We start from the raw sequence: 15,844 nt of genomic DNA on the forward strand, positions 1-15,844 counted from the left end.
CTCATCGAGCGGCCATCTCGGCGGCGACGGTCAGGTCGACCGCTCCCTGCGCCTTCCCGTCCAACGCCAGCAACAGATCGGCGACGAACTGCAACAGCACGACGTCGCGGACACGGTCCGCCCCGACGCTGTCCTGCACGCGCGGCAACGGAAGCTGCACCACCCCGGACGCGGCACGGTACCCCGCACTCGGGTAGAGCCGTTTGAGGCGCAACTGCTTGGAATCGGGCAGGTGCAGCGGCGAGATCTTCAAGGTCGTCCCGGTGACCGCGATCTCGGTGACCTCGTACTCGCGGGCCAGCAACCGCAACTTGGCCACCGACACCAGACGCCCGACCTCCACCGGCAACGGGCCGTACCGGTCGCCGAGCTCCTCCACCACCTGCGCCAGGGCGGAATCGTCTTGCGCAGCGGCCAGTTTGCGGTACGCCTCCAGGCGAAGCCGGTCGCTGGCGATGTAGTCCGGCGGAATGTGCGCGTCGACGGGCAGGTCGATGCGCACCTCCTTGACTTCCTCGGTGGTGATCGGCTTGCCGTCCGCGGCGGCGCGATACGCCTCGACGGCCTCACCGACCAACCGCACATACAGATCGAAGCCGACGCCTGCGACGTGACCGGACTGTTCGGCGCCGAGCACGTTGCCCGCGCCGCGGATCTCCAGGTCTTTCATCGCGACCGCCATACCCGCGCCGAGATCGGAGTTCTGCGAGATGGTGGCCAGCCGGTCGTAGGCCGTCTCGGTGAGCGGCTTCTCCGGCGGATACAGGAAATAGGCGTAGCCACGTTCCCGGCTGCGCCCGACCCGGCCCCGCAGCTGATGCAATTGCGAAAGGCCCAGCGCGTCGGCGCGTTCCACGATCAGGGTGTTGGCGTTGGAGATGTCCAGACCGGTCTCGATGATCGTGGTGCACACCAGCACGTCGAATTCGCGCTGCCAGAAGCCCTGCACGGTCGACTCCAGCGCGTCCTCGTTCATCTGACCGTGCGCGACCACCACCCGCGCCTCCGGCACCAGATCGCGAATCCGCTTGGCCGCCTTGTCGATCGACGCCACCCGGTTGTGCACGTAGAACACCTGGCCGTCGCGCAGCAGTTCGCGCCGGATCGCGGCGGTGACCTGCTTGTCGTTGTAGGCGCCCACGTAGGTCAGCACTGGGTGGCGCTCCTCCGGCGGGGTGAGGATGGTCGACATCTCGCGGATCCCGGCCAGGCTCATCTCCAGGGTGCGCGGAATCGGGGTGGCCGACATGGTGAGCACGTCGACGTGCGTGCGCAGCGCCTTGATGTGCTCCTTGTGCTCGACGCCGAACCGCTGCTCCTCGTCGACCACGACGAGGCCGAGGTCCTTCCAGCGCACGCCGGTCTGCAACAGCCGGTGCGTGCCCACCACGATGTCGACGCTGCCGTCGGCCATCCCCTCCAGCACCGCGCGGGCCTCGGCCGGATCGGTGAAGCGGGACAGGCCCTTCACGGTGATCGGGAAACCGGCGACTCGCTCGGTGAAGGTCTGCAGGTGCTGTTGCGCGAGCAGCGTGGTGGGCACGAGCACGACGACCTGTTTGCCGTCCTGCACCGCCTTGAACGCCGCGCGCACCGCGATCTCGGTCTTGCCGTAGCCGACGTCACCGCAGACCACGCGGTCCATCGGGACCGGCTTCTCCATGTCCGACTTCACCTCGGCGATGGCGGTCATCTGGTCGACGGTCTCGGTGAACGCGAACGCGTCCTCCATCTCCTTCTGCCACGGCGTGTCCGCACCGAAGGCGTGGCCCGGCGCCGCCTGCCTGGCGGCGTAGAGCTGTACGAGCTCGCCGGCGATCTCGCGAACAGCCTTGCGCGCCTTGCGTTTGGTGTTGGCCCAGTCGGAGCCGCCGAGCTTGGACAGGCTGGGCATCTCGCCGCCGACATAGCGGGAGAGCTGGTCGAGCGACTCCATCGGCACGAACAGCCGGTCACCGGGCTGGCCGCGTTTGCTCGGCGCGTACTCGATCACCAAGTACTCGCGGCGCGCGCCGCCGACGGTGCGCTCGATCATCTCGACGAACTTGCCGATGCCGTGCTGGTCGTGCACCACCATGTCGCCCGCGCTCAACGCGAGCGGGTCGACCTGGTTGCGGCGCTTGGCGGGCATCCGTTTGCCCTCGGCGGGCGCGGTGACCCGGTTGCCGGTGAGATCGGACTCGGCGACGACCACCAGGCCGGCGCCCTCGAAGACCAGACCGTCGTGCAGCGAGCCGCACAGCACGCCCACCACGCCCTGGTTCGGTTCCGCGCCCGCTTCCAGTGCCGCGGCGGGCACCTCCGCGTCCGCCAGCCGTTCCAGGATGCGCTGCGCCGTGCCGTGACCTGCGACGACCACCACGGCCCTGCCGCCGGTGAGCACGTGGGCGCGCAACGAGGCGAACATCGTCGCCACCAATTCGTCGGACCCGCGCGCGGCGGGACCCGGCAGCACCGGCAGCACCACCTCGGACGAATCCCCGGAGGCCAGCGGGCTCAGCGTCCACCAGGGCAGGCCATGCCGGTCGGCGTCGGCCTGAATCTCGGGCAGCGGACGGTAGGCCGAGGCGGCCAGGTCGAGCCCGTGCCCGCCCAGCGGCGCGGCGCCGCCGAACGAGGCCGCGGTCCAGGAGGCCTCCAGGAATTCCTCGCCGGTGCGCACCAGGTCGGCCGCGCGGGTGCGGATCTTCTCCGGATCGCACAGCAGCACGTGGGTGCCCTCCGGCAGTACCTCGGTGAGCAGGCACAACCGCCCGGGTTGCAGCACCGGCAACAGCGCTTCCATGCCCTCGACCGGGATGCCCTGCGCCAGTTTCTCCAGCATCTCCGCCAGCGCCGCGTCGGCCGCGTTGGCGGCGGCGACCTCGGCGGCCCGCTCGCGCACCTCGGGGGTGAGCAGCAGCTCCCGGCAGGGTTGCGCGACCACGACGTCCACCGCGACGTCGGGCAGCGAGCGCTGGTCGGCGACGGAGAACGGCCGCAGTTCGGTGATCTCGTCGCCCCAGAACTCCACGCGCACCGGGTGGTCGGCGGTGGGCGGGAAGACGTCCAGGATGCCGCCGCGCACCGCGAACTCGCCGCGCTTGCCGACCATGTCGACCCGGGTGTAGGCGAATTCCACCAGCCGCGTCAGCAACTCGTCGAAGTCCAGCTCGGCGCCGACGCGCAGCACGATCGGTTCGATATCGCCGAGGCCGCCCGCCATCGGCTGCATCAGCGACCGCACCGTGGTCACCACCACTCGCAGCGGCGCGGGGAAATGCGGGTCGTCGGGGTGGGCGATCCGGCGCAGTACCTCCAGCCTGCGCCCCACCGTGTCCGGTCCCGGCGAGAGCCGCTCATGCGGCAGCGTCTCCCAGGACGGGAACTGCGCGACCGCGGGACCGAGCATCTCCACCAGCTCGACACTCAGGTCGTCGGCCTCTCGCCCCGTGGCCGTGACCACCACCAACGGCCGCTCGACCGCCACCCGCGACGCGACGAACGGCCGCACCGCGGACGGCGCGACCAGCTCGACCGACGATGTGCCGATCAGCTCCGCGACGGTGCGTAGCGAGGTATCGGCACCGGCCGCGGCGGCCAGTCCCGCCAACGGGGGGCGGTGGGTGGACATCGACAACTCCTGAGCGCAGGCGACACGTTTCGGGCGGCCAACCGAGTCTAGTTAAGCGGGCATCTCGATTGTGCGGCGCCCGCGCCACCGCCCGGTGACGGACCCGCGTCGGCCCGCACCCGAGCGGCCGTCCGCAGGCGAGTCCGTCACCGACCCGACGATGACGCACCCGCTCCGACTCCTACCCACCGGAACCACCGGGACCAAGCCAGCGAGTCCCAGCCAGGGACACCGTCGGCGACGACCGGCCGCACCTCGACATAGGACTCCCGAGCGCCCCGGTACGCCGGGGTGTCGGGCCACAGACCAATTCGAAGACAACCGACGCGCGCCGGCCACCTGGACCACCTCGGCCGGCAGCGACGAGGCAACGCCGCCCTTGCCGAACCGACGGCTCCGCTTGCCGCCGACCACTCGGTCCAAGACACCGGCCGCAACGATGACGATGCGGTTGTGCGTGACCCCGGCAGGACCGAGCGCATCGAATCTCGACCGAACCAGGCCGCGCGATCGCACACACAGGCGACGGCGCTCCGCACCGCAACCCGCGTCCATGAACCACCACCGCAGGCGCAGGCGACGAACGGCGTCCACGCCAAGGTCACCAAGCGCGGTCCCCCCGAGGTCACCAAGCGGTCCCCCCGAGGTCACCAAGCGCGGTCCACACCGAGACCACCAAGCGCGCACCGAGGAGCGAGCCGCGACCCCAACGCGCTCAGCGCACCGCAACCACGACTTTCGAGCGAAGCGAGACCGAGCCTGTTCCGTTCGCGGCCCGGCTCGCGTCCGAGTGACCGCCGCGTCCGCGACGAAGTCGCCAGCGGCGGTCACTCGGACGCGAGCCACAAGGGGGCCGCGAACACGCCGCGACGAAGTCGCGGCCAAAATTACGGCACGTAGCGCCGCAACCGCCTTGCCGCGAATTCCCGGAAGTACGAGAGCTTCTCGGCCGGAACGATGGCCGGGAGCAGGAAGTACCAGGCGCGCTCCATCCGGATCGCCATCTGGTCGATGGATTCGGTGCCGACGGCGATGATGTGCACGCCCGCGGCCATTTCCTGCCACAGCAGGCCGATGACCTCCGCGTCCAGATCGGCGATCAGGTCGCCCTGGGCGATGGCCCGCTCGGCGAGCAGACGGTAGGTGTCGCCCCAGTTCTTGGCGATGTTGTCGCCTTGAGCGCCGCGGTAGTCGCCGATCTGGTGGTTCAGCTTCAGCATGGCACCGACCATCGCGTCGTTCATCGATAGATCGGCGACGACGTAGGTGATGCCGATGCACGCTTCCAGCGCGGGCACCCTGGGATCGAAGAAGCCCTGACACGAGCTGATCAACCGCTCGTTGCCCTGGTCGACCACCGCGCGCGCCAGCTCTTCCTTGGAGCCGAAGTGAAAATACAAGGCGCCCTTGGTCACGTTGGACTGCGCGATGATCTCGCTGAGGCTCGCGTTCGCATACCCCAAGCGCAGAAAGACATCGGCAGCGCCTGCCAGGACGGAGTCGCGGGTGATCTCCGCGCGCGCTTGCCTAGCCATCAGATCCGCCTGTCATCCCAAAACCAGCCATCCTGAAGTAGACCGACATCCCGAAGTTGACCGACTTACCGCCCGAACAGCACCCAAAGGATGGGTGAACCGTACCACCAGGCGCGCGCCCAGCAGCCAATTCGAGCATTCGGCGAGACCTGTCGCGCAATTTGCTGGTTAACAATCCGGGTCACTCACCGGCGCCCGCGCGCCATTCCGAACTCAGTCGCGGATGGGCCTCCAGATGGCTCAGCCCGTTCCAGCACAAGTTCACCAAGTGTGCCGCCACAACCTCTTTCGACGGTTGGCGCTCGTCGAGCCACCAGGTCGCGGCGGTGGCGACCTGACCGACGAGCGCCTGCGCGTACAGGGTGGACAGACTGGGGTCGAACCCGCGCCGCTCGAAATCTCCGGCCAGGATGTGCGCCACCTGATTGGTCGCCTCGTTGAGCAAACTGGAGTAGCGGCCCTCGGCGGCGGCGGCCGGCTGATCACGCACCAGAATTCGAAACCCGTCGGTCCGTTCTTCGATATAGGTCAGCAGCGCCAGCGCGACCTGTTCGAGCCGGATGCGCGACCGGTTACGGGTGAGCGAGGAGGTGATCATGTCCAGCAGCATCGACATCTCCCGGTCGACGACGACCGCGTAGAGCCCTTCTTTGCCGCCGAAGTGTTCGTACACCACGGGTTTGGAGACTTGGGCGCGTTGCGCGATCTCCTCGATGGAGGTCGCGTCGTAGCCGCGTTCGGCGAACAGCGCGCGCCCGATCTCGATCAGCTGCTGACGCCGCTGGGTGCCGGTCATCCGTGGCCGGGACACTCGATGTGACTCACCCGAAGACACCCGCGCTCCTCCGCCTTTCCCGCGTTTTTGCCGGTCGTGAGCGCCTCGACGGTTCCCTCCGAGCCGACGGCAGCACACCGGGCAGACGCAGGCCGGCCCGGCGATTGCCCTCGTGTGTGCCGAGTCGGCCATCGCATCGGGCCTCCGACGCACCACATCGACATTCCGATACCACTGTCCCAGACCGGTCGGCAGTCCGCTTCTCCGGGGCTTCGAGCTCCGGTACCCGGCGCGGGTACACAGGGGCACCGCCGTCGATATGACGACAGACCTTCACCTCTACCCGGGGACGCACAGCACACGGGGCCGGCCGACCGGAGAACAGCCAGTGCTGCCGCGCTGGTAAGGCCCGAATACCAGAAGCCGCGCGGGTAAGAATTCGCGGGGAGGCGGGCGAGTATGCGAGGATTCATCCCGTGCCGTGGCACAGCGGCGGGGGTTTCGCCAACCGCCGATGTGGCAATCCGCCGTGGTGTAATGGCAGCACATCTGATTTTGGTTCAGAGAGTTCAGGTTCGAGTCCTGGCGGCGGAGCTCAAGAGCACGATGACTTATCGTTGGCCCGCACATCGCTGACCAAGCACGACGACGCCCCGCACGAGGACAGGCAGCCGAGGGAGATCCATGCCACAGCAGACCGCCGTCGTCGTTCTCGCAGCCGGTGCCGGGACACGAATGCGGTCGAAGACCCCCAAGGTCCTGCATTCGCTGGCCGGTCGGAGCATGCTCGCGCACGCGCTGCATGCGGCGAACGAGATCGACCCCGCGTACCTCATCACCGTGGTGGGGCACGATCGCGAACAAGTCGGCGCGGCGGTGACCGCGGTGGCCGACGACCTCGGCCGGGAGATCACCCCGGCGATCCAGGAAGAGCAGCTCGGCACCGGCCACGCGGTGCAGTGCGCGCTGGCCGCCCTGCCGGTCGGCTTCACCGGCGACGTGCTGGTCACCTCCGCCGACGTGCCGCTGCTCGACGGACACACGCTGGCCGCCCTGCTCGACGAGCACCGCAGCTACGCCGAACGCCCGGCGGTCACGGTGCTGACCTTCGTGCCGCCGGACCCCAACGGTTACGGCCGGATCGTCCGCGACGCCGAAGGCCAGCTCGCCGAGATCGTCGAGCACGCCGACGCCACCCCGGAGCAGGCCGCGATCACCGAGGTGAACTCCGGCGTCTACGCGTTCGACGCCGCCGTGCTGCGCACCATGATCGGCCGCCTTTCCACCGCCAACGCCCAGCACGAGCTGTACCTGACCGACGTGCTGCGCCTAGCCCGTGAGGCCGGTCACCCGGTGCACGGCGCACGGCTGGTCGACGCGGCCAAGGTCACCGGCGTCAACGACCGGGTGCAGCTGGCCTCGGCGGCGCGCACGCTCAACCGCTACATCCTCGAACGCCACATGCGCGCGGGCGTCACCATCATGGATCCCGCCTCGACCTGGGTCGACGCCAGCGTGCGCATCAGCAGGGACGCCGTGATCCGGCCCGGCGTACAACTGCTGGGCAACACGGTCGTCGGCGAGGACGCCGAGGTCGGCCCGGACAGTACGCTCACCGACGTGATCGTCGGCGACGGGGCGAAGGTGATCCGCACCCACGGTGAGGGCGCCACCATCGGCCCGAAGGCCACCATCGGCCCGTTCGCCTACTTGCGTCCCGGCACCATCGTGGGCGACGCGGGCAAGCTCGGCGCGTTCGTCGAGACCAAGAACGCCTCGATCGGCGCGCATTCGAAGGTCCCGCACCTGACCTACGTCGGCGACGCCACCATCGGCGAGCACAGCAACATCGGCGCGTCGAGCGTTTTCGTCAACTACGACGGGGTGACCAAGCACCACACCGTTGTCGGCTCGCACGTGCGCACGGGCAGCGACACCATGTTCGTCGCGCCGGTGACGGTGGGTGACGGAGCCTATACGGCGGCGGGTACTGTACTGCGCAGAAACGTTCCTCCCGGAGCTCTCGCGGTGTCCGGTGGACCGCAGAAGAACATCGAGGGCTGGGTGCAGCGACACCGTCCGGGGACGGACGCGGCGCGCGCGGCGGCGGAAGCCATCGCGGCCAAGGAGATGTCGGGTCAGGCAATAGAGCAAAAGGATGGCAAACAGCAGTGACCGCGTCATGGATGGACAACCAGAAGAACCTGATGCTCTTCTCGGGACGCGCTCATCCTGAGCTGGCCGAGCAGGTCGCCAAGGAACTCGACGTCCACGTCACGCCGCAGGTGGCGCGGGACTTCGCCAACGGCGAGATCTTCGTCCGGTTCGAGGAGTCGGTCCGCGGATCCGACGCCTTCGTCCTACAGAGCTTCCCCGCGCCGCTGAACCAGTGGCTGATGGAGCAGCTCATCATGATCGACGCGCTCAAGCGCGGCTCGGCCAAGCGGATCACCGCGGTGCTGCCGTTCTACCCGTACGCCCGCCAGGACAAGAAGCACCGCGGCCGCGAGCCCATCTCGGCCCGCCTGGTCGCCGACCTGCTGAAGACCGCGGGCGCCAACCGGATCATCACCGTCGACCTGCACACCGACCAGATCCAGGGCTTCTTCGACGGCCCGGTCGACCACATGCACGCGCAGGTGCAGCTGGCGGAGTACGTCCGCACCAACTACAGCCTCGAGCACATCACCGTCGTCTCCCCCGACTCCGGCCGCGTGCGCGTCGCCGAGAAATGGGCCGACTCGCTGGGCGGCTCGCCGCTGGCCTTCATCCACAAGACTCGCGACCCGCTGGTGCCCAACCAGGTCAAGTCCAACCGCGTGGTCGGCGAGGTCGAGGGCCGCACCTGCATCCTGATCGACGACATGATCGACACCGGCGGCACCATCGCCGGCGCGGTCAAGGTGCTGAAGGACGCCGGTGCCGGTGACGTGGTCATCGCCGCGACCCACGGCGTGCTGAGCGATCCGGCCGCCGAGCGCCTCGCCAACTGCGGCGCCAAGGAGGTGGTGGTGACCAACACCCTACCGCTGACCGAGGAGAAGAAGTTCCCGCAGCTGACCGTGCTCTCCATCGCGCCGCTGCTGGCCCGCACCATCCGCGAGGTCTTCGAGAACGGCTCGGTGACGGGGCTTTTCAACGGCAACGCCTGATCCGCTGCAGCCGGACGCAGTCCGTCCTCAGCCCCGCGCACGGCCGCAGCGCAGGCCGGAGATACGCGTTAGCCGCGGCGATCAGCGGGGATACTGGGGGTATGGACCGTGACCCGTTGGAGACCGAGATGGGCGACGACGACCAAGAGGACGAGATCCGCGAGTATCAGCGCAACATCGAGGATCCGCCCGACGAGCTGCGTATCCGCTACCACGAGGACGAGGACGACGGCAGGCTCGGCATCGGCGACGAGCTCGATCAGGAGTGGACGGCCCGCGACACGCGTGCTGAGGACGAGTCGGACGATCGGTCCGCCGAGGTAGCCGCGATCGAGATCGTCGACGACGACGAGCTCTGAACCTGCTCCGTTCCCGACGCGCCTCTGGCAATCGGCTATGGCGACGCGCTCACCGTGGTAGGCATAGGTTGCGTGACCGGGACGATACGAGGAGGGTGCGATGAGCACGCCGAAGGATCCGGACCACCGCGACGACGAGCAGCGGCCGCCGGAGTCACCGTCGTCGAAGCCGACGGGAGAAACATCCGGGGACGAGCCTGCCCCGCCGTCGACCGGCTCCACCCCCGCGCAGGCACCCGGCGGGCAACCCACCGAGCACGATCCCGCCGCCGCACGACCACCGGAGCATGAGCCGGGCCCGGCCGACCAATGGTGGCAGTCGAGCGGACCGCCGCCCGCGGGACCGCTGGGCGGTCAGTGGGGAGCCGAGCCCAGCGGTCAGCCCGCCGAACCCCGGCCCTGGGGCGCCGACGGCGGGGGTGATCAACAGTCCTGGGGCGCCGAACCCGCCGCGCCGGGTTCTACGCCGCCGCCTCCGGCCGACGACACGACGCAACGGTTCACCCCAGATGAACACGCGCAATATGGGCCGGGCGGGCACCCGCAACACGGGCCGGGCGAACAACCGCCCTATCCGCAGGGCGGTCGGCCGCCCTATCCGCCGACCGGACAGCCGGGTGACTTTCAGCAGTCGTACCCCTCGCAGGAGCCGTACCCGCCGACGGGCCAACCCCAGTACCCGCCCGGCGGTGGATACGGCTATCCGACGTCCGGGCCGCAGCAGCCGCAGCACGGCTACCCGTCCTATCCGCAGCAGGGGTACGAGCCCTATGCCACCCCGCCGAAGCAGCCGGGTAGCCAGGTGTACTCGATCATCGGATTCGTCTGCGCGATAACCGCGGTGCTGTTCTGCCCGATCTTGTTCGGCGCGGCCGGGATAATCCTGGGCATAATCGGACGCAAAAAGGGCGAATCGCTCGGCAAATGGGCAGCGATCGCGGCGGCCGTCGGGATGGTGATCGGCCTGATCGTGGGATTCGCCGTGTTCGGCGGAGACATCACGACGTAGATTTTCACTATGCGTCTATCGGGTGACATCAGTGCGGCGGGTGTGCGGGCATGACCGGATTCGCGGGTTTCCCGCTGGCCGGGCTGGACTTCTACGAAGACCTGGAGGCCGACAACTCCAAGGCGTTCTGGACCGCGCACAAGAAGATCTACGACGAGTCGGTGCTCGCGCCCATGAAGGCGCTCGTGGCCGAGCTGGAGCCGGATTTCGGGACGGCGAAGATCTTCCGGCCCTACCGCGACGTGCGCTTCGCCAAGGACAAGTCGCCGTACAAGACCGCGCAGGGCGCCGTGGTGCGCGCCGCGGCGGGGGTCGGCTGGTACGTCCAGATCAACGCCGGGGGCCTGTTCGTCGGCGGAGGCTTCTACCAGGGCTCGCCCGAGCAACTCGGGCAGCTGCGCGACACCATCGATGACGAGGTGCGCGGGCCGGAACTGGCGGCGATCCTCGCGAAACTCGCCGACGGCGGCTACACCATCGGCGGCGAGAAGCTGAAGACCAAACCCAAAGGCTACGACGCCGACCACCCGCGCATCGACCTGCTGCGGCACAAGTCCATCACGTGCAGCCGGGAATTCGGCGCGCCCGCCTGGCTGGACACGCCGCGCACGGCGAAGGAGGTCCGCGCCGCGTGGGAGACGATGCGGCCGCTGGTCGAGTGGCTCGGGGCGGTGGTCGGCGGCGCGCCGTCGCGATGAGCGCCGCCGATCAACGCGTGGTCAGCGCCGCCCGGCGAGCAGCAGCGCGAAGCGATCGGCCGGATCGGTCCACACGTGTTCGGTCGCGAAGCCCGCGGCGGCGAGTTCGGCTTCGAGGCTCTCGAGCCGGAATTTCGCCGAGATCTCGGTGCGCATCTGTTCGCCGCGGCCGAAGCGCACGGTGAGACCGAGGTCGCCGACCGTGACGGTCAGGTCTTCGCTCGCCTCCAGCCGCATCTCGATCCACTCCCGCTCGGCGTCCCACACCGCGACATGCCGGAATTTCTCCGGTGCGAAGTCGGCGCGCAGGCGAGCGTTCAAAACGTGCAAGACATTCCGGTTGAACTCGGCGGTGACGCCCGCCGCGTCATCGTAGGCGGGGACGAGTACCGCCGGATCCGTGACCAGCCCGGCGCCGAGCAGCAGTTGCTCCCCCGGCTCGAGCACGGCGTGGATCCGGCCGAGGAATTCGGCTCGTTCCGCGGGGACGAGGTTGCCGATGGTGCCGCCGAGGAAAGCGATCATCCGACGTCCGCCGCGGGGGAGATTGTCCAGCGTGTCGGTGAAGTCGCTGACCACACCGTGCACGGCGAGGCCGGGGAATTCGACCGCGACCTCGTCGGCGGCGGCACGTAGCGCCGCGGACGAAACATCCTGCGGTACATACGTCTTCAAGGGCCCGCGGGCGCTCAGAGCGGTGAGCAGCAGGCGGGTCTTCGCAGCCGAGCCCGCGCCCAGTTCGACCAGCACCTCGGCCTGGGCGGCATCGGCGATCTCGTCCACCACCCGCTCGAGCAGTGCGCGCTCGGTGCGCGTCGGGTAGTACTCGGGCAGCTCGGTGATCCGTTCGAACAGCTCGCTGCCCTTGGCGTCGTAGAACCACTTGGGGGGCAACCATTTCGGGTTCGCGGTCAGGCCCAGCCGGGCGTCCGAGCGGAGCGCGGTGTTCAGGTCGTCTTCGGTGAGGTGGATGTCCAGCGTGACTGCGGTCATGGCATCGGCCTTTCAGAGGAGGGGGTCGACGGACAGCGCGCCGGGCCTGGCGCTCACCAGGCTGCGGTCCGGGATCGACCGCCAGCGGGGGTCGTCGTCGAACGGTTCGGAGGACACGAGTGCGAAATCGTCGGTGACCAGCACCGACAGCGAGTGGTGGCAGGTGGTCGCCCACAGCTGCGCACCATCGGAGAGCAGAAGGTTCAGGCGTGCTTCCGGCGCCCGGGCGAGGATCGCGGAGACCAGCAGCCGCAGTGCCGCCGGAGCCGCCGACCACTCACCGTCCGGTGCTCCGGTCGACAGCAGATCGCACAGCAGCACCCACAGCGTCGCCGCGTCGGTGGCGGATTCCGCCTCCAGCAGCCGTGCCGGAGTGAACAGGTCCTCGGCGCCGAGTTCGGTGGCGACGACCGCGAACTCGCCGGCCACGCCGGTCAGGGTGCGGCGCCAGTCCGGCACCACGCCGTTGTGGCTGAACGCCCAGCGGTCGCGGGTGAACGGCGCGCACGCGGACCGCTCGATCGGCATACCGATCGTCGCCGACCGCACCGCCCCGAGCACCGCGGCGGACTCCAGTTGCGGCAGCACCTCGTCCACGGCCGGGTCGGTCCAGATCGGCGCGGCGTTGCGGTAACGGTTGACGGTGACCGTGTCGTCCTCCGCGACGCGCCACCAGGCGACGCCGAATCCGTCGGCGTTGATGGTGCCGCCATGACGCATGTCGCGCGGCGCCCACGCCTGCGTGCGCAGCGAATGGGAGCCGAGGGTCAACATGTCGCCCACCCGCACCGGCGGGCCGACATAACCCAGGTGTCTACACATCCGCACCCGCCGGGACCGCCGTCTCCGGCCATGGGCCGCTCGCCGCGCGACCGCACCACCGCCCGGCACGACGGGCGTCGCTCACTCCCCTTCTCCGGGACGCAGATCCCGCGCCAAGCGGAACCCGGCGAAGATCTGGCGGCGGATGGGGTGATCCCAGTTGCGGAAGGTGCCGCGGCAGGCCACCGGATCGGTGCCGAAGGAACCACCGCGCAGCACGCGGTAATCACCGCCGAAGAACACCTCGGAGTACTCCCGGTACGGGAACGCGCGGAACCCCGGGTACGCCTCGAAACCCGAGGCGGTCCATTCCCACACGTCGCCGATCAGCTGATGTACGCCCGCGGGGGACGCGCCGGCCGGATACGCGCCCACCTCGGCGGGCTCCAGGTGCCGCTGCCCGAGGTTCGCGGTGGCGGCATCGGGCTCGGCGTCGCCCCAGGGGAAGCGACGCGACGCGCCGGTGGCCGGATCGAATCTGGCCGCCTTCTCCCACTCCGCTTCGGTGGGCAGACGCTTGCCCGCCCAGTTCGCATAGGCCTCGGCCTCGAACCAGCACACGTGCACAACTGGCTGCCGCGGCCGCAGCGGGGTCATCACCCCGAACACCCGCCGCCACCAGTGCCCGGACGGATCGCGCTCCCAGAACTGCGGCGCGACCAGGCCCGCCTCGACCCGATGCGCCCAGCCGCGCTCGGACCAGAGTTCGGGGCGCTCGTAGCCGCCGTCGTCGACGAAGGCCAGGTACTGCTCGTTGGTCACCGGCGCGGCGTCGATCGCGAAACCGGACACTCGGACCGGATGGGCGGGACGCTCGTTGTCCAGCGCCCACGGGTCGGTCGAGGTGCCCATGGTGAACTCCCCGGCCGGGATGACGACTTCCCCGCCGATCGTCGCCGCCGCGGCCGGTGCGTCCGCCGCGGACAGCACGGCGGCGCCGGTGCGCAACTGGTGAGTGGCCAGCATGGTCTCGTCGTGCTGGTGCTCGTGCTGGGCGAGCATGCCGAAGGCGAAGCCCGCGTCGATCAGCGGACGACCGCGCAGATCGCTGCGCTCCAGCACGTCCCACACCTTGTCGCGTACGGTGCCGACATAGTCGCGCGCCTGGGCGGGATCGAGCAGCGGTAGCGCGGGCCGATTCGCGCGGGCGTGTTTGAAGGCGTCGTAGAGTTCGTCGATGTCGGCCCGCACCGGGTCGCGTCCGCCGACATCGCGCACGAGCCAGAGTTCTTCCTGATTGCCGATGTGCGCCAGGTCCCAGACCAGCGGGCTCATCAGCCGGGAGTGCTGGGCCACGAGTTCGGCTTCGTCGAGGCAGTCGGTGAGGGTGTGGGTGCGCTGCCTGGCGCGGGTGAGAACGTCGGCGATCCGGTCTCTGAGCTGTTCGGTGCCGGAGTTGTCGGCAGGGGTGGGATGGAAAGTGGTCACGAGAAAGATCTCCGGGATTCGTGGGGGTCGGCGTCGGCGATTCGGCGAGCGGCCTGCTGGGCCGGTGTGGTGCCGTGGCGCGGCTGGTTCACGTGGCGACTCCCGGAAGCTCGGGGCTCGGGGCGTGCTCGAGGTCGTCCTCGGTGGGGGTGCGACCGCGGCGACATCGTTCGGCGGCGGACTCGACGGCGTGGGCGGCCTCGTCGGTCGCGGCGTGCTCGGCCGCGAGGCGCAGCAGAGCGACCGCGCAGGCCCGAATGTCCGGATCGGCCAATCCGTACCGGGCGGCATCGACCCAGCGGCCGGCCAGCGGCGCTGCGATCGAGCTCGCCTCCGCGACCACCGACGGGCTGGACATGAGCGCGTCGACCGCGTGCACGGGAACGGTCCAGCCGTCGCCGGGCTGCGCGTCGATGTAGCGGACCTCCAGGTGGCCGGAGGCGCGCACCGGCGGGAACAGCGTGGTGAGGTGGTAGTCGAGATCGCCGATGCCGGGGCGCCGGCCGACCTCGTCGTCCAGCGCGCCGGACAGCCAATCGGCGAAGGTGGCTCCGGGCGGCGCGGGCCACTCCGCGCCTGCGTCGTCGCCACGTTCCGCTTCGCCTTCGAGTGGGCGCACACACAGCAGCGGCACGTCCAGCGCCCATTTGCCGTAGGCGGCCACCGGGTCGGTCCAGTCCAGCACCGGCGGACGGGTGCGCGTGTTGTCCAGCCGGAGCCAGGCCCGCATGCGTTGCGAAGCCCACGCTCCGGGCGGCGCGCCACGCAGGACGGGTGAACACGCGAAGGCGGCCAGCAGCGCCGGGCCGACGGCGTACAGGGCGGTCCACCGCGCGGTGACGTCCGCGCGATCGGCGCCCGCGTCGACGCTGACCTGAGTGGCCGCGGTATTGCACATCATCAGCTTGCCGAACGGCCCGATGCCGCCGAAGGAGCGCTCCATCGCGCGATAGCGCGGTAGCCGAAGCAAGCGCTTGGGGCGGCGGTCCGCGTCGGCGGCGGCGGAAACGGTACGGATCGACCGGGATTCGAGAAGTTCTCGCAACAGGCGAGCATCATCGCGCAGCCGATCGCACAGCTGCGCGGCAGCGCCGTAGGGAGCGCTGGAAAGTTCGATCTGACCACCGGGTTCGAGAGTGACCCGGCTGCCCCCCGGCAGCGCGAGCGCCGGCGAATCAGGGGCGATGGACCGTGGTGCGTACGATCCGAGAGCGTCCGCCAAGACGGACAGCTGGGGGCGCGGAGCGGCCGAGGGCCCCGACGCCGAACACTCACCGTGCACCGTGAGCCATTCGAGTTCGGCGCCGATCAGAGCGGGTGGCCCGAGCTTGAAACACACTCCGCCGATATAGGCCTCGGCCGCCGCGCGGGAGGACAGTTCGCCCTGATCGGTGGCATAACCGGCCGACTCAGGACGCTCGAGTGTGACCGCCATGCCAACCTCCAGTGGGCGTCGGGGA

12 protein-coding genes and 1 tRNA gene are annotated in these 15,844 nt (G+C 69.6%); 6 read left to right on the forward strand and 7 right to left on the reverse strand.

From position 1 onward, the window contains the following. Position 1 precedes the first annotated feature (1 nt). From mfd to ACT89H_RS11255, 3 genes are all read right to left on the reverse strand, one after another. On the reverse strand, positions 2 to 3,613 hold the full coding sequence (gene mfd, locus ACT89H_RS11245) for a transcription-repair coupling factor (protein ID WP_445108500.1): 3,612 nt from the start codon (positions 3,611 to 3,613) through the stop codon (positions 2 to 4). An 887-nt stretch (positions 3,614 to 4,500) separates the two neighbouring features. Next, positions 4,501 to 5,148 carry a TetR family transcriptional regulator gene (locus ACT89H_RS11250; protein ID WP_445108501.1) on the reverse strand — a complete coding sequence of 216 codons (648 nt, stop codon included), beginning with the start codon at positions 5,146 to 5,148 and terminating at the stop codon, positions 4,501 to 4,503. Positions 5,149 to 5,329: 181 nt separating this feature from the next. Beyond that, positions 5,330 to 5,944, reverse strand: a complete 615-nt coding sequence (locus tag ACT89H_RS11255; protein WP_445108891.1) for a TetR/AcrR family transcriptional regulator — start codon at positions 5,942 to 5,944, stop codon at positions 5,330 to 5,332. A gap of 502 nt (positions 5,945 to 6,446) precedes the next feature. Between ACT89H_RS11255 and ACT89H_RS11260 the strand changes: the two genes are divergently transcribed. The 6 genes from ACT89H_RS11260 (at position 6,447) to ACT89H_RS11285 (ending at position 11,141) form a co-directional block, all read left to right on the forward strand. Further along, positions 6,447 to 6,517, forward strand: a tRNA-Gln gene (locus ACT89H_RS11260). Between the two features lie 90 nt (positions 6,518 to 6,607). Then, on the forward strand, positions 6,608 to 8,098 hold the full coding sequence (gene glmU / locus ACT89H_RS11265; protein WP_445108502.1) for a bifunctional UDP-N-acetylglucosamine diphosphorylase/glucosamine-1-phosphate N-acetyltransferase GlmU: 1,491 nt from the start codon (positions 6,608 to 6,610) through the stop codon (positions 8,096 to 8,098). Next, the gene (locus ACT89H_RS11270) at positions 8,095 to 9,075 is read left to right on the forward strand and encodes a ribose-phosphate diphosphokinase (protein ID WP_498049531.1); all 981 of its coding nucleotides are present in this window, start codon (positions 8,095 to 8,097) and stop codon (positions 9,073 to 9,075) included. The genes glmU and ACT89H_RS11270 overlap by 4 nt, the downstream gene beginning before the upstream one ends. Positions 9,076 to 9,176: 101 nt before the next feature. Further along, positions 9,177 to 9,434: a hypothetical protein gene (locus tag ACT89H_RS11275; RefSeq protein ID WP_445108503.1), complete on the forward strand. Its 258-nt coding sequence runs from the start codon at positions 9,177 to 9,179 to the stop codon at positions 9,432 to 9,434. Between the two features lie 100 nt (positions 9,435 to 9,534). Then, the gene (locus tag ACT89H_RS11280) at positions 9,535 to 10,443 is read left to right on the forward strand and encodes a hypothetical protein (RefSeq protein WP_445108504.1); all 909 of its coding nucleotides are present in this window, start codon (positions 9,535 to 9,537) and stop codon (positions 10,441 to 10,443) included. A gap of 50 nt (positions 10,444 to 10,493) precedes the next feature. Next, positions 10,494 to 11,141, forward strand: a complete 648-nt coding sequence (locus ACT89H_RS11285) for a DUF2461 domain-containing protein (RefSeq protein WP_445108505.1) — start codon at positions 10,494 to 10,496, stop codon at positions 11,139 to 11,141. 21 nt (positions 11,142 to 11,162) lie between these two features. Here ACT89H_RS11285 and egtD read toward each other — a convergent pair whose 3' ends face one another. From egtD to egtA, 4 genes are all read right to left on the reverse strand, one after another. Then, the gene (gene egtD, locus ACT89H_RS11290; RefSeq protein WP_445108506.1) at positions 11,163 to 12,134 is read right to left on the reverse strand and encodes an L-histidine N(alpha)-methyltransferase; all 972 of its coding nucleotides are present in this window, start codon (positions 12,132 to 12,134) and stop codon (positions 11,163 to 11,165) included. Positions 12,135 to 12,146: 12 nt separating this feature from the next. Further along, complete coding sequence (gene egtC, locus ACT89H_RS11295) at positions 12,147 to 12,956, reverse strand: ergothioneine biosynthesis protein EgtC (RefSeq protein WP_445108507.1); 810 nt, start codon at positions 12,954 to 12,956, stop codon at positions 12,147 to 12,149. A gap of 81 nt (positions 12,957 to 13,037) precedes the next feature. Further along, positions 13,038 to 14,384 carry an ergothioneine biosynthesis protein EgtB gene (egtB, locus tag ACT89H_RS11300; RefSeq protein WP_445108508.1) on the reverse strand — a complete coding sequence of 449 codons (1,347 nt, stop codon included), beginning with the start codon at positions 14,382 to 14,384 and terminating at the stop codon, positions 13,038 to 13,040. Positions 14,385 to 14,472: 88 nt separating this feature from the next. Continuing rightward, on the reverse strand, positions 14,473 to 15,819 hold the full coding sequence (gene egtA, locus ACT89H_RS11305; RefSeq protein WP_445108509.1) for an ergothioneine biosynthesis glutamate--cysteine ligase EgtA: 1,347 nt from the start codon (positions 15,817 to 15,819) through the stop codon (positions 14,473 to 14,475). Positions 15,820 to 15,844: the final 25 nt, after the last annotated feature.

It is taken from the genome of Nocardia aegles, from assembly GCF_052545135.1.